18 protein-coding genes are annotated in these 18,172 nt (G+C 58.2%); 7 read left to right on the top strand and 11 right to left on the bottom strand.

Translation table 11 applies throughout. The annotated features are described in order from the left end of the window. Positions 1–5 precede the first annotated feature (5 nt). Genes leuS through holA form a run of 3 tightly spaced genes read left to right on the top strand, consistent with a single transcriptional unit; the run spans position 6 to position 4,143 of the window. Positions 6–2,573 carry a leucine--tRNA ligase gene (leuS, locus tag PQU94_RS01655; RefSeq protein ID WP_272739756.1) on the top strand — a complete coding sequence of 856 codons (2,568 nt, stop codon included), beginning with the start codon at positions 6–8 and terminating at the stop codon, positions 2,571–2,573. A gap of 2 nt (positions 2,574–2,575) precedes the next feature. Next, a complete protein-coding gene (locus PQU94_RS01660) occupies positions 2,576–3,085 on the top strand; it encodes a hypothetical protein (protein WP_272739757.1) in 510 nt (169 codons plus the stop codon). Positions 3,086–3,090: 5 nt separating this feature from the next. Further along, positions 3,091–4,143, top strand: coding sequence for a DNA polymerase III subunit delta (holA, locus tag PQU94_RS01665; RefSeq protein WP_272739758.1), 1,053 nt, complete (start codon positions 3,091–3,093; stop codon positions 4,141–4,143). A gap of 31 nt (positions 4,144–4,174) precedes the next feature. On the opposite strand, the gene PQU94_RS01670 is transcribed toward holA, so the two are convergent. The 11 genes from PQU94_RS01670 to hemE form a co-directional block, all read right to left on the bottom strand. Then, the gene (locus PQU94_RS01670) at positions 4,175–4,459 is read right to left on the bottom strand and encodes a hypothetical protein (RefSeq protein ID WP_272739759.1); all 285 of its coding nucleotides are present in this window, start codon (positions 4,457–4,459) and stop codon (positions 4,175–4,177) included. Between the two features lie 3 nt (positions 4,460–4,462). Next, positions 4,463–5,350, bottom strand: a complete 888-nt coding sequence (locus PQU94_RS01675; protein WP_272739760.1) for a ParB/RepB/Spo0J family partition protein — start codon at positions 5,348–5,350, stop codon at positions 4,463–4,465. Between the two features lie 19 nt (positions 5,351–5,369). Next, entirely contained in the window at positions 5,370–6,164 is a 795-nt protein-coding gene (locus tag PQU94_RS01680; protein ID WP_272740048.1) for a ParA family protein, read from the bottom strand. A 16-nt stretch (positions 6,165–6,180) separates the two neighbouring features. Then, a complete protein-coding gene (gene rsmG, locus PQU94_RS01685; RefSeq protein ID WP_272740049.1) occupies positions 6,181–6,825 on the bottom strand; it encodes a 16S rRNA (guanine(527)-N(7))-methyltransferase RsmG in 645 nt (214 codons plus the stop codon). 26 nt (positions 6,826–6,851) lie between these two features. After that, entirely contained in the window at positions 6,852–8,714 is a 1,863-nt protein-coding gene (gene mnmG, locus PQU94_RS01690; protein ID WP_272739761.1) for a tRNA uridine-5-carboxymethylaminomethyl(34) synthesis enzyme MnmG, read from the bottom strand. Between the two features lie 114 nt (positions 8,715–8,828). Continuing rightward, positions 8,829–10,169: a tRNA uridine-5-carboxymethylaminomethyl(34) synthesis GTPase MnmE gene (mnmE, locus tag PQU94_RS01695; protein WP_272739762.1), complete on the bottom strand. Its 1,341-nt coding sequence runs from the start codon at positions 10,167–10,169 to the stop codon at positions 8,829–8,831. A gap of 6 nt (positions 10,170–10,175) precedes the next feature. Continuing rightward, positions 10,176–10,430: a DUF6489 family protein gene (locus PQU94_RS01700; protein WP_013477677.1), complete on the bottom strand. Its 255-nt coding sequence runs from the start codon at positions 10,428–10,430 to the stop codon at positions 10,176–10,178. Positions 10,431–10,542: 112 nt separating this feature from the next. Further along, positions 10,543–11,910 (bottom strand): transcription termination factor Rho, encoded by a 1,368-nt coding sequence (gene rho / locus PQU94_RS01705; protein ID WP_272739763.1) that lies wholly within the window; start codon positions 11,908–11,910, stop codon positions 10,543–10,545. Between the two features lie 260 nt (positions 11,911–12,170). Further along, a complete protein-coding gene (locus PQU94_RS01710) occupies positions 12,171–12,626 on the bottom strand; it encodes a CopD family protein (RefSeq protein WP_272739764.1) in 456 nt (151 codons plus the stop codon). A gap of 2 nt (positions 12,627–12,628) precedes the next feature. After that, positions 12,629–13,657: a ferrochelatase gene (gene hemH, locus PQU94_RS01715; protein ID WP_409646074.1), complete on the bottom strand. Its 1,029-nt coding sequence runs from the start codon at positions 13,655–13,657 to the stop codon at positions 12,629–12,631. Then, entirely contained in the window at positions 13,654–14,679 is a 1,026-nt protein-coding gene (hemE, locus tag PQU94_RS01720) for a uroporphyrinogen decarboxylase (protein WP_272739766.1), read from the bottom strand. Before hemE ends, hemH begins: the two co-directional genes overlap by 4 nt. 464 nt (positions 14,680–15,143) lie before the next feature. On the opposite strand from hemE, the gene PQU94_RS01725 reads away from it, so the two are divergent. The 4 genes from PQU94_RS01725 (at position 15,144) to coaE (ending at position 18,157) form a co-directional block, all read left to right on the top strand. Continuing rightward, the gene (locus PQU94_RS01725; protein WP_272739767.1) at positions 15,144–16,007 is read left to right on the top strand and encodes a pyruvate, water dikinase regulatory protein; all 864 of its coding nucleotides are present in this window, start codon (positions 15,144–15,146) and stop codon (positions 16,005–16,007) included. 112 nt (positions 16,008–16,119) lie between these two features. Next, entirely contained in the window at positions 16,120–16,728 is a 609-nt protein-coding gene (locus PQU94_RS01730) for a Maf family protein (protein ID WP_272739768.1), read from the top strand. Beyond that, on the top strand, positions 16,725–17,570 hold the full coding sequence (locus PQU94_RS01735) for a shikimate dehydrogenase family protein (protein WP_272739769.1): 846 nt from the start codon (positions 16,725–16,727) through the stop codon (positions 17,568–17,570). Before PQU94_RS01730 ends, PQU94_RS01735 begins: the two co-directional genes overlap by 4 nt. After that, positions 17,567–18,157, top strand: coding sequence for a dephospho-CoA kinase (coaE, locus tag PQU94_RS01740; protein ID WP_272739770.1), 591 nt, complete (start codon positions 17,567–17,569; stop codon positions 18,155–18,157). Before PQU94_RS01735 ends, coaE begins: the two co-directional genes overlap by 4 nt. Positions 18,158–18,172 lie beyond the last annotated feature (15 nt).

An 18,172-nucleotide genomic window follows, 5' to 3' on the forward strand; every position in this document is an offset into this window, starting at 1 on the left:
CGTTGATGTCCCGCTACAATCCCAAAGAGTCCGAACCGAAACAACGCGCCCGCTGGGATGCCGCCCAGACTTTCCTGACCCGGTCGAAGGAGCAGGCTGGCGACAAGCCGAAATACTACGTCCTTGAGATGTTCCCCTACCCGTCCGGCCGCATCCATATGGGCCATGTGCGCAACTACGCCATGGGTGACCTCGTGGCGCGCTTTAAACGCGCGCGCGGTTTCAACGTGCTGCACCCGATGGGCTGGGACGCCTTTGGTATGCCGGCGGAAAACGCGGCCATGGAACGCGGTATCCACCCGAAGGGCTGGACCTACGACAATATCGCCAGCATGAAAGCGCAACTTCAGCGCCTGGGCCTGTCGATCGACTGGACGCGCGAATTTGCCACCTGCGATCCTAGCTATTATGGCAAGCAGCAGAAGTGGTTCCTCGACCTGCTAAAGCACGGCCTCGTCTACCGCAAGGAGTCTCAGGTCAACTGGGACCCGGTGGACAATACGGTTCTGGCGAATGAACAGGTCATCGACGGCAAGGGCTGGCGTTCGGGTGCTGTGGTCGAAAAGCGCAACCTGACCCAGTGGTTCCTCAAGATCACCCAGTACGCCGACGATCTGGTCGAAGGGCTTTCGACACTTGACCGCTGGCCGGACAAGGTGCGCCTGATGCAGGCCAACTGGATCGGCCGCTCCAAGGGTCTGAAGTTCAAATTCGACTTCGCGGGCGACGTGGCGCACGAACCGCTGGAAGTCTATACCACCCGTCCGGACACCCTGTTCGGCGCGGGCTTCGTCGCCGTGGCCGCCGATCATCCGCTGGTTAAGGCCCTGCCTGTGACCCCGGAACTGGACGCCTTCCTAGATCAGGTCAAAAAGGGCGGTACGACACAGGAAGAGATCGACACCGGCGAAAAGCTTGGTTTCAACACCGGTCTGAAGGTCGTGCATCCGTTCAAGCCGGGTGAGACTCTGGACGTGTGGATCGCCAACTTCGTCCTGATGGGCTACGGCACCGGAGCCATTTTCGGCTGCCCAGCGCATGACCAGCGCGATCTCGACTTTGCCCGTAAATACGATTTGCCGGTGCGCGAAGTGGTCCTGCCAGCCGATGCCGATGCGGCCAGTTTCAAGGTGGAAACCGAGGCCTATACCGGTCCCGGCACGATCTTCAATTCCGAATTCCTCGACGGTCTGGACATCGAAACCGCAAAGGCGACGGCGATTGAAAAGATCGAGTCCATGGGTCATGGCGAAGGCGCCATCATCTATCGCCTTCGTGATTGGGGCGTGTCGCGCCAGCGCTACTGGGGTTGCCCCATCCCGGTCATCCATTGTGACGATTGCGGCGTCGTGCCGGTGCCGGACGACCAGTTGCCCGTTACCCTGCCCGAAGACGTGACCTTCGACGTGCCGGGCAACCCGCTGGACCGTCACCCGACCTGGAAGCATGTCAATTGCCCCCACTGTGGCAAGTCGGCGCGCCGCGAAACCGACACGCTCGACACCTTTGTGGATTCGTCGTGGTATTTCGCGCGCTTTACGGCTCCCGACGCCTCAGAGGCCATTCGCAAGGCCGATGCTGACTACTGGCTGCCCGTTGATCAGTATATCGGGGGTATTGAGCACGCCATCCTGCACCTGCTCTATTCGCGCTTTATCACCCGCGCGCTCAACACCTGCGGCTATTTGGATGTGAAGGAGCCGTTCGCCGGCCTGTTTACCCAAGGTATGCTGACGCACGAGACCTATAAGACAGCTTCAGGCGAGTGGGTTGATCCGTCAGACGTCGAAGTCACCAGCGAAGGCAGCAAGCGTAGCGCCATCAAGCTGTCCACCGGCGAAGCGCTGAAAATCGGCGACGTCGAAAAGATGTCGAAGTCGAAAAAGAACGTCGTCGCTCCGGAAGACATTTTCGACACCTATGGCGTCGATGCGGCGCGTTTGTTCGTGTTGTCCGACTCCCCGCCTGAGCGCGATGTGCAGTGGACCGCATCGGGCGTCGAAGGCTCGTGGCGCTTTACATCACGCGTGTGGGCGGAATTCGACAGCCTGCCTGAGGGTGATGTTCCGGCTACGGACGAAGCCGCCGCGCTCGAGCTGCGCAAGGTGGCGCATAAGGCTGCCAAGGCCGTGACCGAAGGCTTCGAAGGCTTCCGCTTCAACGGCGCGATCGCAAAGCTTTATGAGTTCGTCAACGCCCTGCGCGCTTCGGACGTACAAAAGACCGGTACCGCAGCGCGCCGGGAAGCCCTGACCATTCTGGCTGGGCTGATCGCCCCCGTGACACCGCACCTGGCCGAAGAAGGCTGGGCACGTCTGGGGCATGATGGCCTGATCGCCGACGCCGCCTGGCCGCAATTTGATCCGGCTCTGGCCACCGACGACGTCTATACCCTGCCCGTTCAGGTCAACGGTAAGAAGCGTGGTGAGCTTCAGGTGCCGCTCAATGCCACCGAGGCGGAGATCCGTGAAATGGCGCTTGCCGACGAGGGCGTGAAGCGTCATCTTGACGGCGTCACGGTGCGTAAGGTCATCGTCGTTCCGAACCGCATCCTCAACTTTGTCGTAGGCTGACCATGATCCGCAAAGCCCTTCTGGCCTTCGCCCTGCTGAGCGCGCCGCTTGCCTTGAGCGGGTGCGGCTTTACGCCGGTCTATGCACAGAAGGGCCTGCCCGGAGAGCTGGCCAATATCGACGTCATCACCACGGATTCGCGCACTGGCTACTTCCTGCGGAAAAATCTGGTGTCGGGCTTCAACACCCTTGAGGGCCAGAAGCGATATCGACTGAGCGTCAAACTCGATGAAAAGCGCTACGATATCGGTATCGGGGTCAATGATATCGCTGTACGGTCGGAAATCTCGACCACAGTGGAATACAGCCTGATCGAAACGGCGACACGTAAAGTTCTGACCAAAGGAACCTTCGTCGATACAACCACTTACGACGCCAATGGTCAGTCGCCCTATGCCGGTGTTGCCGCTCAGAAGGACGGTCAGCAACGCGCCGCCACAGCCATCAGTGAGCGCATCCGTAGTGAACTGGTGCTATTCTTTCATGATAAGACTGCCGCCCCGGCCCGCTAAGCCATATGAAACTGGTCAAGCGTCCTGAGATTGAGGGATTCCTCAAATCACCGCCGCGCGAGGTGATCGCCTGTCTGATTTACGGCAAGGACCGTGGGCAGGTGCTGGAGCGGGGACAGGTCTTGGCCCAGAAAATCGTCCCCGACATCAAGGACCCGTTCAACGTATCGCTGTTGACCGATACGGATATCGACGCCGATCCCGCGCGCCTTGAGGACGAGCTTCAGGCGCAATCGCTGATGGGCGGTCGGCGACTGGTGCGGCTCAAATTCTTTTCGGAAAAGGCCGCTCTCGACAAACAGGTGGCAGCCGCGCTCAAGGCCCATGCCTCGGGTGAGCTGAACCGCGATGCCTTCTTTCTGATCGAGGCCGGAGGTCTGGGCGGCGACTCCGCCGTGCGCAAGCTGGCCGACGCCGACAAGGTCATCGCCTCTATTGCCTGCTACGAGGACGAGACCGGCGACGTAGTGCGTATGGCGCGTGAGACTCTGGCGCAGAACGAGGTCGCCCTGACCCCCGACGCCATGGATATCTTCGCTGCCCGCCTGCCCAAGGAACGGGGCGTGGCGCGCCAGGAGATCGAGCGCCTGTGTTTGTTCATCGGGCCGGGTTCGCGCCGCACCATCGACGACAAGGAACTACAGGAATTTTTGGGCGTCGAACCCGATGCCTCGCTATTCGATGCCGCTCTACAGGCCTTTGGCGCCAAAATGGCCCCGGCTCAGGCGGGTTTGCGCCGCGCCTTTGCCGAAGGCGAAGACGGCTCTGCGGCCCTGCGAGCCCTCAACGGCCATCTGGTCAAACTGCGGCTCATTCAGGCCCAGATGGCCAAGGGCATCGACGCCAAACAAGCCACCCGTGCGGCAGGTGTCTTCTGGAAGCAGGAGGCGGAGTTTCTGCGTCAGGCCCGCGCCTGGTCGGATTATTACCTCGACCCGTTGTCCAAAGAACTGATCGAGACTGACAAGCAGTGCAAATCGACGGGGATGCCGGACCTATTGTTGGCCGAACGCCTCTATATGAGCATTGCCGGGCGGGCCAAGCGGCTGGGGTTATAAACCCCTCTCCTTATCCCCATAATTCGAGGCCTTATTCCTTCGGCATCTTCCATTTTTGAAATGCGGCAGAGCGAATAGAACCTGGCTTTAGCAATTCCCTGTAAGAAGCAAATTTCATCAGTCTCCAAAGGCCGACGAAGACATATCCGCCTAGGCAGAGCAAGAGATAGAACAAACAGCCTACAATCGCCGCGTGTTTGAACGAGTCCCACGACAAGCGTCCGAAGACCGCATTGAGCGATACGACCAGAAGCCATATCACCACGACGAACACACCAATACGCGCAAACCAAAACTGATTAAGGCGCGCAAACATGACTTACCTCAGCGAGGAACCCGCCATCAGGCGGCGACAGACGTCATCCAGTTGCTCAAGGCTGGCATAGGCGATGCGAACCTCACCCTTGCCGCCCTTGTCGTCCAGCTTGACGTTGAGGCCCAGAAGTTCTTGGAGGTCCTGCTCCAACGACAGTACATCGGCATTGGCTTGCGCCTTAGGACGCGCCGGTTTGGCCTCGTCACCAAGCGCGGTGCGCGCCAGCGATTCCGCCTGACGTACTGACAGACCTTTTTGAATGATCACCTCAGCCAGGGCTTCGGGATTAGCCGCCGTGGCAATGGCGCGGGCGTGGCCAGCACTCAGGCGGCCGTGAATGACGTGGTCCTGAATAACCTCCGGCAGACCCAGCAGGCGCATCATATTGGCAATATGGCTGCGTGATTTTGAAACCACCTGCGCCACCGCGTCCTGCGTGCGGCCAAATCGTTCCATCAATACCTTATAGGCGCGCGCCTCTTCGATGGGGTTCAGGTCTTCGCGCTGCACGTTTTCGATGATGCCGATTTCCAGCACCTCAAGATCGTCCAGTTCACGCACGATCACGGGCACGGTTTTGAGGCCCGCCTTTTGCGCGGCACGCCAGCGGCGTTCACCGGCGATGATCTGAAACTGCCCCGCTTGATTAGGCAACGGCCGGACCAGAATGGGCGACAGCACGCCCTTCTCCTTGATCGAGGCGCTGAGGTCGTCGATCTCGGCTTCCGAGAAGAAACGTCGTGGTTGATCCGGATTGCGCTGCAGAAGCTCAATCGGCTTTTCCATCGTGGCGGCGGGCTTGCCATCGGCGGTGGCTATGGGCACAGATCCCTGATTGTCGCTCAGCAGTGCTGACAGACCGCGACCCAACCCTCTTTGTTTCTCAGACATATGTATCCTTCAGTCCTGGTCAAGCAGCCGCGCGGCGCACTTTTTCACGTTGAACGACCTCGCGGGCCAGTTTCAGATAGGCCTGCGAACCCGTGCATTTCAGATCGTAGATCAAAGCGGGCTTACCGAACGATGGGGCCTCAGACACACGCACATTACGCGGGATGACGGTGTCATAAACCTTCTCACCGAAATGCGAGCGCACGTCCCTCGCCACATGACCCGACAAGGCATTGCGGCGGTCGAACATGGTCAGGACGATGCCCTGAAGCTCCAGTCTGGGGTTCAGTGAACCCTTGACCAGATCAATGGTGCGCATCAGTTGCGACAGGCCTTCCAGCGCAAAGAACTCGCATTGCAGCGGCACGAGCACCGCATCGGCGGCGCTCATGGCGTTGATAGTCAGGAGGTTCAGAGACGGCGGACAGTCGATCAGCACATAGGAATAGGCCAGTTCACCGACCTGCGCCTGATGCTCAAGCGCATCGCGCAAACGATAGGAACGGCGGTCGGCCTGACCCAGCTCGATCTCCACCCCCGACAGGTCGGGATCCGACGGGATGATGTACAGGCCGGGCACTGAGGTCTTGACCGCGCATTCGCCAATGGGCTGCTGATCGACGATCACATCATAGATGGTAGTGGTACGCGCCGAACGCGGCACGCCTAGACCGGTTGAGGCGTTACCCTGCGGGTCCATGTCGATGATCAGCACCGTCTCGCCGACAGCCGCCAGAGCGGTGCCGAGATTGATCGCCGTCGTCGTCTTGCCCACCCCACCCTTCTGGTTAGACACCGCCAGAACGCGGGGCATGGGGTGCGGGGGGAAACTATCTGGCACGGCGAACGCTCCGAATATGCAGGACGCGACCACGCGGGTCGCTCAAGGACGTGAACAGATCAGACTGAAAGGCCCAGTTTTTGTGCGCTTCAGCGATTTCCGCCTCGACGTTTTCGCCTTTCAGCAACCAGCCCTCGGCCCCTTTGCGGAAAAAGCTTTCGGCAAATCCGATCAGCTTCGGCAAAGGCGCCATGGCGCGGGCGGTAACCACATCGACCTTCAAAGAGACATTCTCCGCCCGGTCGTTGATCACCGTCGCCGGCAGGTCCAAGTCTCGCACAACTTCGCCTAAAAAGCGACAGCGCTTGGCCAGAGAGTCGATGAGAAACACGCGCCGGTCTGTGGGTGATTCGCCTGAATCTGTGGACAGGTGTTTCAAAAGTATGGCCAGTACGACGCCGGGAAAACCCGCCCCTGCCCCAAGGTCCGCCCAGCTTCTGGCCCACGGTGCATGGTTCAATAGTTGCGCGGAATCAAGGACGTGCCGCGACCAGTAATGCGGGATCGTCGCGGGGCCAACAAGGTTCATCACCTCATTGCGCTCGGCCAGCACCTGACCAAAGCGGGTAAGGTCATCAATGGCCGCCTGTTTCACGTGAAACACCAGATGCGCGGCCATCTCCTCAGGCGTCATGGGTTGGGCAAGCTCAACCGACGACATCAGGCCGCGCCTTTTTTCAGGTTGCGCACGTAAAACAGGAGCGCCGTCAAGGCACCCGGAGTCATACCCTCTATGCGGCGGGCTTGACCGAGCGTCAGGGGTCTGACCCGGCTCAGCTTCTCTCTGGCTTCATTGGACAACCCGCCCACCATCGCATAGTCGAGGTCTTGGGGCAGGGCCAGGTTTTCGTCCTTGCGAAAAGCGTCGATCTCTGCCGCCTGACGACCGAGATAGCCCGAATAAAGGGCGTCGATTTCGATCTGCTCGAACACGCTGTCAGACCAGTCTTTAAGCTCCGGCCACACCGCTTCCAGCTTATCCCGCGAACAGGTGTCGTAGGACAGGAGCTGCAGCAGGTTGCGCTTCTGACCATCGGCATTGACGCGGATACCCAAAACATTGGCCTCATTGGGCGTCAGCTTAAGCTCATCCGCGCGTTGACGCGCTGTGGCCAACGCCTGCTTCTTCTCAAGCCAGTGCGCCTTGCGCCGGTCTCCCATAAGGCCGATTTTCAGCGCGATATCCGACAGACGCTGATCCGCATTGTCGGCGCGCAGCTTCAGGCGGAACTCCGCACGGCTTGTAAACATGCGATAGGGTTCCGTGACGCCCTTGGTCACCAGATCGTCGATCATCACCCCGATATAGGCTTCGTCACGCCCCAGCACCAACGGGCTCAGGCCACCGGCACGCGCGGCCGCGTTCAGGCCAGCCATCAGGCCCTGCGCCCCCGCCTCTTCATAGCCCGTTGTGCCGTTGATCTGCCCGGCCAGAAACAGGCCCGGCAGACGCTTCAGCTCAAGCGTCGGGTAAAGCTCACGCGGATCAACATAGTCGTATTCAATGGCGTAGGCGTAACGCTTTATAACCACATTTTCGAGGCCGCGAATGGTGCGTAAGAAGGCTTCCTGCGTTGCCTCAGACACGCTGGTCGAGATACCGTTCGGATAGACGGTGTCATCGTCATAGCCTTCGGGCTCCAGAAACACCTGGTGGCTGTCCTTGTCCGAAAAGCGCACCACCTTGTCCTCAATGGAGGGACAATAACGCGGGCCGCGTCCGGACAGGTGGCCACCATAGACCGCCGATTCCGTGATCCGCTCCTGAATGATACGGTGCGTATCGGCATTCGTATAGGTGATGCCACAGGTGATCTGCGGCCGGTCGATGGCTGCGTTCAGGGTCGAAAACGGCGTCGGAACCGCGTCGCCTTCCTGCTTTTCCAGAATATCCCAGTTAATCGTCTTGCCATCCAGCCGCGCCGGCGTACCGGTTTTCAGGCGGCCCATATCGAGTTTCAGATCATAAAGGCGTTGCCCCAGACCATTGGCCGGCTCATCGCCAAACCGCCCGGCCGCCATGCGCTTCTCGCCGATATGAATGATGCCACGCAAAAAGGTGCCGGTCGTCAGCACCACGGCCTTCGAGCGGTATTCGAAACCCTGCGCATCGACTGTGCCAACGACCGTATCATCCTCAAGGATCAGGTCTTCGACCGCTGCCGCGATAATCGTCAGGTTTTCGGTGCTTAGCAGTTCGGCCTGCATGGCTTCACGATAAAGCTTACGGTCGATCTGAGCGCGCGGGCCACGGACGGCTGGCCCCTTGGAGCGATTGAGCATCTTGAACTGGATGCCGCCAATATCGGCCATGCGGCCCATCACGCCGTCCAAAGCGTCGATTTCGCGCACCAGATGGCCCTTGCCCAAGCCTCCAATGGCTGGGTTGCATGACATCTCACCCAGGGTTTCGATCTTGTGCGTCAGAAGAAGGGTCTTGGCACCCATGCGCGCCGCAGCCGTCGCGGCTTCGGCGCCCGCATGACCTCCACCGACGACAATGACATCCCAAAACCGGGTCATAGAGCTTCAACCTGTGAGGAAAACCAGTGAGGGCTGGCTATAGCAGATCAGGCCGGACGGGTCGAATCGAGAAGTGTTAATTTTGGCGTTATCCGTGTTTCACGTGAAACACTCCTATTTGCCTATGCAGAAACTGGAGAAGATATGATCGAGAACCTGCTCGACATCCGTGCGACCAAACAAAGCATCAAAAGCGGAAAGCGCCTGGCGAAGGTCTTCGGCCATCAATTCAGGTGTGGCGAAACCGATACCCAGAGCACGATCCAAAGCCGCATCAACCTCCCGCAGACGTTCGCCATGCCGTTCCCGCGTCGCTGCCGGAAACGTACTGAGAGAAAGGGCCGCTTCGAGATCAGTCTCCAAGGCGCGTTGAACCGCCTCAATCCCCTCACCTTTGGTCAGGCTGGTTTCCAGAAGGCGGACCTTTTTGTCCTCATGCTGAGATCGAAGCGCTGCAAGGGATTCCGCAGATATTTGATCTGTCTTGTTGAGGATCAGATAGTCCCCGGGTTGAATATCCGACAGATCTTCCGCAGCATCCGACACATCCACGACCCACAAGCGCAAATCTGCCGATTGCCCCCTCGCCTTCGCACGGCGGATACCTTCGAACTCGACCACATCCTCGGTTTCGCGCAAGCCCGCCGTGTCATAGATCAAGGCCACAAAGGGTCCGATACGAATGGGAGACTCGATCACATCGCGCGTCGTGCCGGCAATCGGTGTGACAATGGCCGCGTCAGTTTGCAGCAAGGCGTTAAACAGGCTCGACTTGCCGGCATTGGGTTTACCCATAATGGCGATGCGATAACCTTCGCGGATCTGCTGTCCGCGCCGCGCATCGGAAATCGCAGCTCCGACGTCTGTTTTCAGCGTGATAATATCCGCAATAATGCGTTCGCTAAGGTGCTCCGGAATATCCTCATCCGGGAAATCGACAATGGCTTCGATGTGAGCCAGAATGCGGATCAGGGCATCGCGCCATTGGGCATAGCGATCGCGAAAGCCGCCCTCGAGCTGCATCAGGGCCTGACGCCGCTGCGCCTCGGACTCAGCTTCGACCAGATCGGAAATCGCCTCGGCCTGAGTCAGGTCGAGCTTGCCATTTTCAAAAGCCCGCCGTGAGAACTCACCTGGTTCAGCGTGGCGCAGGCCCTCAGCGCGAAACACCGCATAAAGGCGTTCCAGCACAGCGCGAGAGCCATGAATATGGAACTCGGCACAGTCTTCGCCGGTAAAACTGTTCGGACTCTTGAACCACAGGACCAGAGCCTGATCGATCAGTTCACCCTCATAGCGCAGATGTCCGAGCGTCGTGTAACGCGGACGTGGCAAGCGCCCCAACAAGGCCTCAACCACCTGCGCGGCTTGAGGCCCAGAAACGCGGATGACTGATACGCCGGCCCGGCCCTGTGCCGACGCCAAAGCAAAAATCGTCTGTTTCACGTGAAACACGAGAGCCTACTTACCGCCCTTGAAACCGCCCATGCTGGCGGTAGCCGCGGATTGCATCATCTTGAGGAAGTGATCCTGCGCCTGCACGCCGAAGCTCGACCAGGTCTTGATGATCTCCTCGGGCTGCATTGATTGGATATTTTGTTCGACGCGGGCCTTCATCTGCTCAACCATATAGTCGTTTAGCGTCTCGACATTGGGGAGGCCCAAAAACGCGCGGGCCTCCTGCGGCGTGCATTCGATATCGAAGGTGACTTTCATAGCGGGTCTCCGCAAGGCTCGCATCAACAAATGAGAGCGGATAAAGAAAGGGCCGGATTGCTCCGGCCCGGATAGATTGACAATGATCCTGTGTTGCCTGATTTGGCAAGGATCAGGTGTTCATGCTCTGGAAGAATTCGCCGTTGTTCTTGGTCTGACGCAGCTTGTCGATCAGGAACTCGATAGCATCCTGCGCACCCATCGGGTTGAGAATCCGACGTAGCACGTAGGTTTTTTGCAGGTCCGACTTATCGACGAGCAGGTCTTCCTTACGCGTGCCCGACTTAAGGATGTCCATAGCCGGGAAGACGCGCTTGTCGGCGACCTTACGATCCAGCACGATTTCCGAGTTACCCGTGCCCTTGAACTCTTCAAAGATCACTTCGTCCATGCGCGAACCGGTGTCGATCAGCGCGGTGGCGATGATGGTCAGCGAGCCGCCTTCTTCGATGTTACGCGCTGCACCGAAGAAGCGCTTGGGGCGTTGCAGGGCGTTGGCATCGACACCGCCCGTCAGCACCTTGCCCGACGACGGCACAACCGTGTTGTAAGCGCGGCCAAGGCGGGTGATAGAGTCGAGCAGGATAACCACGTCGCGCTTATGTTCCACCAGGCGCTTGGCCTTTTCGATGACCATTTCGGCCACCTGAACGTGGCGCGTCGCCGGCTCATCAAAAGTCGAGGAGATGACTTCGCCGCGCACGGTGCGCTGCATGTCCGTCACTTCTTCCGGGCGTTCGTCGATCAGCAGCACCATCAGGTAGCATTCGGGATGGTTGGCGGCGATTGACTTGGCGATGTTTTGCAACATCACCGTCTTACCGACGCGCGGCGGGGCCACGATCAGGCAACGCTGACCCTTACCCAGAGGCGCCACTATGTCGATGATGCGGCCCGAACGGTCCCTGATTGTCGGGTCCTCGATTTCCATCTTCAGGCGCTCTTCAGGATAGAGCGGCGTCAGGTTATCGAAATGCACCTTATGACGGATGGCTTCAGGGTCTTCGAAATTGATCGTTTTGATCTTCGACAGGGCGAAATAACGCTCGCCTTCGCGCGGGCTGCGGATCGGCCCTTCGACAGTGTCCCCGGTGCGTAAAGCGTGGCGGCGGATCTGCTGCGGCGATACATAGATATCATCAGGACCGGGCAAATAGTTGGCTTCGGGCGAACGCAGGAAGCCAAAACCGTCTTGCAGTACTTCAATGACGCCGGAGCCGGTGATTTCGACACCTTCTTCAGCCAGCGTTTTCAAGACCGCAAACATCAGGTCCTGCATCCGCATGGAGGCGGCGTTTTCAACACCGATCTGCTCGGCAAAGGCCAAGAGATCGGCCGGCGACTTGTCCTTCAGCTCCTGAAGGGACAGCTTTTCCTGATTGGGGTTCTCCGAATCGTCATCGCCATTGTCGCTGCCGTTTTCGTCTTCGGCGGCGTCTTCCAGCGTGGTGTCGTATTCGATTTCGTTGTCTTCGGACATGGGAGGGGTCTCTGATACGGCACGCGATCACGATGACTTTATAAACAAAGTCAAGGTCTTAGGCTGTGCCTGTCTGATAAGCCAGCGCGTAAACGCTGTATGGAAACTGGGGAAGGCCTTGAAACCACGAGAACCGTGGGGCCGGGAAATGCGCGACTTAAAACCCGTTCGGTGCGCGCAATGGCTCTGAGAAATACACCCAAACGCCGAAAGGTCAAGGGCGGACCTCTCCTGACCTTAGCGGCAAAGGAGAGGTGATTTCAGATCGTGAACATTTCGGTGGTCACGGCAATGACCATGACAATGGCAATGACGGCCGGAATCTCGTTGGCAATGCGCCAGAACTTTTCCGAACCAATGTCTTCACCGCGCTGCAGCTTCTTGAAACGAACCGCCAGAAAATGATGATAGCCGGTGATCAGCACAATACCGATCATCTTCACCACAAACCACGGCTCGTAAAAGAACTTCCAGCCAAAGCGATCGTGCACATTGCTGTAGATCAGCCCGGCTCCGAATAGCCACGCAGCGATCATGGCCGGGTTCATGATAAAGCGCAGCAGACGCCGCTCCATACCGCTTAAGACCTCGACCACCTGCGGTTTGTCACGATTGGCGATATGGTTGATGAAAAGACGCGGCAGATAGAGCAGTCCGGCCATCCACGCAATGACGGCCAGTATGTGCAGGCCACGCAGGAGATCGTAATGGTTCATGCTCAAAAGCCCTTTCGTTTGGGGCATTGTCCGTGGCAAGCCTCACAGGCGTAATCGGCCATGATAGGGGCCTCTGATCCGATAGCCCGCACCACCTCATCCCCCAGCGCCCGGATAAACAGTGGCTCGATACCGACCACCGGAACCCGGACATAGTCCTTTGCCCCCTGCTCATCTGCGAGATGTTTATACTCCATATCGAGTTCGACAAGCGTTTCGATGTGTTCGGAGACAAAGGCCACCGGCACAATCACGGGCGATTTACCGCTTTTGACCGTTTCAATAATCGTCTGATCGGTCGAAGGGCCGATCCATTTCAACGGCCCCACCCGGCTCTGATAACAGACGACATGGTCAATCTGCATCCCCACCTGTTCCATGATGGCAGCGACGCTGGCTTCCACCTGGGCCTGATAAGGGTCGCCCTTTTTGATGATCTTTTCCGGCAGACCGTGCGCTGAAAAGAGCAGACGGTAATCCTTGAGGTTGGTCAGAGCTGAGAGCTTCTGGCGGATCAGATCGGCATAAGATTTGGCAAAGGCTGGATTTTGTGGGTAGCAGCAAAGATATTTGACGGGGGCTGCGCCCTTATAAGCCTTTTTGAAGGTCACAAACGACGACAGGGTGGTGGTGGTCGAAAACTGCGGATAAAGCGGCATGGCCACCACCTGATCCGGCATCCACGCTTCAACGGCCTTTACCGTATCTTCGATAAACGGGTGCCAGTAGCGCATCCCGATAAAGACTTTAAATTCCAGGTCCTTGACAGTTTTCGACAGATGGTTGCTCAAGGCGTCAGCCTGCGCCTCCGTTTCCTTAACAATGGGAGACCCGCCACCCATCAGGCTGTAATTCGCCTGAGCTGAGGTCTCGCGGCGAGAGGAAATCAGGCGCGCCACCATCTGCCGTAAAGGCGACGGCAGGCCGATGATGTATTTGTCGCTGAACAGATTGTAGAGAAACGGTTTGACATCGGCCTGGGTCAGGGGACCGCCGAGATTGAACAGAACGACAGCGACTTTTTTCATCAGCTTCTTATGAGATGTAGCGTGCGCTCAACATGAGCGATCGGAGTGTCGGGGAAGATGCCATGCCCAAGATTAAAAATATACGGCCCCTGCCCCCAGGCGGATTTCATTTTCAGCACCATATCGTCCAGTGCGGTGCCACCTGAACGCAGAACGACGGGATCGAGCGCGCCTTGTATCGGCCGCTTTTTCTGGATCGCCTGGCCAAGCGCCAGCGGCGTCGCCGTCCCCAGCGCCATGCCCTGCACCTCTACCTGTTCGACATAGTCGATACAACGTGCCTCAGCACCCCGTGGAAAGCCTATAACAGGCAGGGTGACACCCAGTTCACGCACACGCCGCACCAGTCTTTGATGCGGTTCGATCACCAGTTGGTCAAACAAAGGATCGGGGAAACCTTCGGCCCAGCTTTCAAAGATTTTAAGAACCTGCGCACCACAATCCGCCTGCATCTTCAGGTACTGCGCCGACGCCTCGATGACCACGTCCATCACCTGCGCTACCAGTTGGGGCTGCTCATAGACAAAGGCACGTATCAATGAGCGGTCATGAGCTTTGCGCCCATTGAGCATATAGGTCATCACCGTCCACGGCCCGCCACAGAAGCCAATAAGCGTCACCTCCTTGGGCAGTTCCGAACGCAGGATTTTCAGGGTCTCACCAACGGCCTTCAAGGCTTCTCCTGCCGAGCCAGCCAAATCAGCCATCTGCGCCACAGGTGGTAATTCTCCAAGAACAGGCCCCTCACCCGCTTCAAAGCGAACGTCCTGACCGAGCGCCATGGGAATGACCAGAATATCCGAAAACAAGATGGCCCCGTCCATGCCATAGCGACGCACCGGTTGCAGCGTCGCTTCAGCGGCCTTTTCCGGGGTCAGGCAAAAGCTCAGAAAATCTGGGGTCGTCGCGCGAAGCTCTCGATACTCCGGGAGATGGCGACCTGCCTGACGCATGAACCAGACGGGCGGCGTTTTCAGTGTCTGCCCATGAAGGACCGAGACTATGGATGGCGTGTGTGAGGTCATGAGTCAATCCATAGGCTTCGGACGGTATTCCCTCAATCCCTCTAAAAGATTTTTAGAAAGATAGAAGGGGTAGTTAGGCCGTGGATGCTGCGCAAAAAGGTCGCATTGGTGGAAAATAAGGGCCGTTTTCCCGGCCTTTGCACAGAGCAACGTTAATGAATTTTTAATCTTTCACAGCCTGTGGGAATCCGGGATAATTAACCAAATCCTAACACTGATTAAGAAAATCCTAACGGCATGAGGGAGGGACCATACACGGTTAATTTTTTGTTAAGATTTACACACAAAGCCGTCACAAAAGAGTCACCGATGCCCGCGATTGGGGAAAACCGGTGACCGAATCCGCCCGGTTTTTCACCTTTTCCCCGCTTTGGCGGCTTGGCACGGCGAAGGCGAAGGTTTATCCCGATAGAGACGCAAAACATCCCCCGTTTTTCCCCAGAAAGCGTGCACAGATAAATTTTATGACCACATCCGGCGCGAAAATCGGTATCCATTTTCACGTTCATCTGGTGTCCGACTCCACCGGTGAAACCCTCAATGCTCTGGCCAAAGCGGCCGCGGCGCGCTTCGAAGGCATCTTCCCTATCGAACACATCTATGTACTGATCCGTTCGGACAAACAGATGGACCGCGCCCTGACGGAGATTGAGTCCTATCCGGGGATTGTTTTGCACACCCTGGTCGATGCAGAATTGCGGCAAAAGCTCGAAACCTTCTGCCGCGAACGTGACATCCCGACCATTGGGGTACTCGATTCGGTGGTTCTGGCCTATTCGCGCTATCTGGGGGCTGCCGAGTTTTCCAAGCGGTCCGGCGCGCAGCACAATCTCGACAGCGACTATTTCGACCGCATCGAAGCGCTTAACTACGCTATTGCCCACGATGACGGCGCCCTGGCCGATAAGCTTCGTCAGGCGGAAATCATCCTCATCGGTGTGTCGCGAACCTCAAAGACGCCCACGTGCATCTATTTGGCCCACCGGGGCTATAAGGCCGCTAATATCCCCCTCGTCCCCGGCCGTGAGCTGCCGCCGGAACTGGACGAATTGAATGAACCGCTGATCGTGGGCCTGATCGCTTCCCCCGATCGACTGATCCAGATCCGCAAGGCCCGCGTTCTGGCCTATACTACCGCCGGGGATGAGCGCCCCTCCACCTATACCGACGCTGAAGCGGTGCGTGAGGAGATCATCGCTGCCCGCCGCCTGTTTGAGCGCAAAGGCTGGCCCGTGATCGACGTCACCCGCCGCTCGGTCGAAGAAACCTCGGCCTCGATCATCAGCCTGCTTAATGAAAAACGCACAGGGCGCCTGGGAGGGATTTAACCTGTGAGTCGCCAACCCGGCACTCGATCAAGTAAGCGTTGACTGTCCGTTCCAAATCGGAAAAAGCTCCCCGCGTTTTAAATAAAGCCTTAAGGCGGCTTCGCGAAGACACATGACCCCATCGGCTCCCCCTCCCCTGATCTTGGCCTCCGGCTCCAAGATTCGCGCCACACTGCTCACCAATTGTGGTCTTAGCTTCACGAAGAGCCCCGCTGATTTGGACGAAGACGTCATCAAGGATGACTGCCTGTTGCGCGGGTTTACGCCCAAGGCGGTGGCCTTGCGTCTGGCACAGGAAAAGGCCTTGCACGTGTCGCGTGGACAGACCGGCCTGGTCATAGGTGCAGACTCCGTGCTTCAACTCGACAATGACCTGATTTCCAAACAGAAGACACTGGCTGATGCAGCAAACCTGCTGCGGCGCTTTTCCGGAAAAACCCATTATCTGCACTCCGCCGTCGCTGTGGCGCAAGACGGTCAGCTTCTGTGGTCGCACGCCGATACAGCCGACCTAAGCGTGCGCCGGCTGAGCGAGGAGTTTATCGCCCAGTATATTGAGACGGCGGGTGAGGAAATCCTCTCCAGCGTCGGCTGCTACATGCTCGAAGCGCATGGCGTCCACCTGTTTGACTCGATCAAGGGCGATTATTTCACCGTTCTGGGCCTGCCCTTGTTACCCTTGCTGGCGCAACTCAGACATTACGAGATTATAGCGGCATGAAACACCTCCCCACAGGCGCGGCCATGGTCGCCGGCGTCGTCGGTCAGCCGATCCGCCAGTCTCTCTCCCCCTTTTTGCATACAGCCTGGCTGAGGCATATGGGTCTAAACGGTGTCTATGCACCCTTTTCGCCCGCAGATGACCACGCGTTTGAGCGGCTGGTCCTGTCGTGTCGCACCAATGGCATTAAGGGGTTGAATATCACGGCCCCGTTCAAGGAACTGGCGCTGAAGCTGGCCGACACCTCGAGCGATCTGGCGCGGCGCTGTGGCTCGGCCAATCTTTTGACCTTTGATGAAGACGGCAGTGTGCACGCCCATTCCACCGACGGCCACGGGCTTATTCAGGCCTTTCATCTACAGGCGCCTGAGTGTGACCTGACTTCGGGTGCGGTCACCCTCCTCGGCGCTGGTGGGGCATCGCGCGCCGTGGTCGCAGCCCTGTTGGATAAGGGGTGTCGGGATGTGCGCATCGTCAATCGCACCGTAGCGCGCGCTGAAGAGATTGTTTTTGCCTTCAAAGAAGGCGTTAATGCCTATGCGCTCAGTGATATCGATCGTGCCTTTGCCGGTTCGGTGGCGGTGATCAATGCCGCGTCAGGCGGCCCCCTGCCACTGTTTGACGCGCTCGATTCGTCAGCAACCGCCATGGACATGACCTACCGGCCTTTAAAAACCAACTGGTTACAGGCGGCCGAAGCGCATGGGCTGAAGACGGTCGATGGGCTGATGATGCTGATTGAACAGGCTCGCCCGTCCTTTACCGCCTTCTATGGTCAGGCTCCGGATACGGATTTCGATGTGCGCGCCCTGGCGCTGAAATTTCTGGGTGAGACGAAGTGATCCGTCTGGGTCTCACCGGCTCCATCGGCATGGGCAAATCGACCATAGCCCGCATGTTCGCCGACGAAGGCGTGCCGGTCTGGGATGCCGATGAGACGGTGCACCGGCTTTACGCCACCTCTGAACCGCTGAAAGCGGCGCTGGTAAAAGCCTTTGGCGAGGTTGTGAAAGATGGCGTGGTCGATCGCGCCAGCCTATCACTCGCCCTCAGGCAGAAGCCGGACGGTTTTGCGCGGCTGAATGCGATTGTCCATCCGGCGACGGTCGCGGATCGTGAGACTTTTCTGGCCCATCACGCTGCCGCAGGCACGCCCCTCACCTTGTGCGACATTCCGCTCTTGTTTGAAACCAACGCGCAAACAACTTTCGACAAGGTGATCGTCGTATCCGCCCCGCCGGAGGTTCAGGCTGCCCGCGTTCTGGCGCGTCCAGGCATGACAGAGGAAAAGTATGCGGAGATTGTGGCGCATCAGATGCCCGACGCCGAAAAGCGCCGCCGAGCGGATTTTATCATCGACACCTCGCAAACCCAGGAGGCCAATCGTCAACAGGTGCGTGAGATTATCCGCGACCTGCACACCCCCTGACTCTGGACAAGCCCG

The sequence above is a fragment of the Asticcacaulis currens genome, assembly GCF_028550395.1.
GTDB classification, from domain to species: domain Bacteria; phylum Pseudomonadota; class Alphaproteobacteria; order Caulobacterales; family Caulobacteraceae; genus Asticcacaulis; species Asticcacaulis currens.

What these genes read in the sequence shown, in the direction of transcription:
- leuS (WP_272739756.1), top strand. Translation starts at nt 6, where the DNA reads ATGTCCCGCTACAATCCCAAAGAGTCCGAACCGAAACAACGCGCCCGC.
- PQU94_RS01660 (WP_272739757.1), top strand. Translation starts at nt 2,576, where the DNA reads ATGATCCGCAAAGCCCTTCTGGCCTTCGCCCTGCTGAGCGCGCCGCTT.
- holA (WP_272739758.1), top strand. Translation starts at nt 3,091, where the DNA reads ATGAAACTGGTCAAGCGTCCTGAGATTGAGGGATTCCTCAAATCACCG.
- PQU94_RS01670 (WP_272739759.1), bottom strand. Translation starts at nt 4,459, where the DNA reads ATGTTTGCGCGCCTTAATCAGTTTTGGTTTGCGCGTATTGGTGTGTTC.
- PQU94_RS01675 (WP_272739760.1), bottom strand. Translation starts at nt 5,350, where the DNA reads ATGTCTGAGAAACAAAGAGGGTTGGGTCGCGGTCTGTCAGCACTGCTG.
- PQU94_RS01680 (WP_272740048.1), bottom strand. Translation starts at nt 6,164, where the DNA reads ATGCCCCGCGTTCTGGCGGTGTCTAACCAGAAGGGTGGGGTGGGCAAG.
- rsmG (WP_272740049.1), bottom strand. Translation starts at nt 6,825, where the DNA reads ATGACGCCTGAGGAGATGGCCGCGCATCTGGTGTTTCACGTGAAACAG.
- mnmG (WP_272739761.1), bottom strand. Translation starts at nt 8,714, where the DNA reads ATGACCCGGTTTTGGGATGTCATTGTCGTCGGTGGAGGTCATGCGGGC.
- PQU94_RS01700 (WP_013477677.1), bottom strand. Translation starts at nt 10,430, where the DNA reads ATGAAAGTCACCTTCGATATCGAATGCACGCCGCAGGAGGCCCGCGCG.
- rho (WP_272739763.1), bottom strand. Translation starts at nt 11,910, where the DNA reads ATGTCCGAAGACAACGAAATCGAATACGACACCACGCTGGAAGACGCC.
- PQU94_RS01710 (WP_272739764.1), bottom strand. Translation starts at nt 12,626, where the DNA reads ATGAACCATTACGATCTCCTGCGTGGCCTGCACATACTGGCCGTCATT.
- hemE (WP_272739766.1), bottom strand. Translation starts at nt 14,679, where the DNA reads ATGACCTCACACACGCCATCCATAGTCTCGGTCCTTCATGGGCAGACA.
- PQU94_RS01725 (WP_272739767.1), top strand. Translation starts at nt 15,144, where the DNA reads ATGACCACATCCGGCGCGAAAATCGGTATCCATTTTCACGTTCATCTG.
- PQU94_RS01730 (WP_272739768.1), top strand. Translation starts at nt 16,120, where the DNA reads ATGACCCCATCGGCTCCCCCTCCCCTGATCTTGGCCTCCGGCTCCAAG.
- PQU94_RS01735 (WP_272739769.1), top strand. Translation starts at nt 16,725, where the DNA reads ATGAAACACCTCCCCACAGGCGCGGCCATGGTCGCCGGCGTCGTCGGT.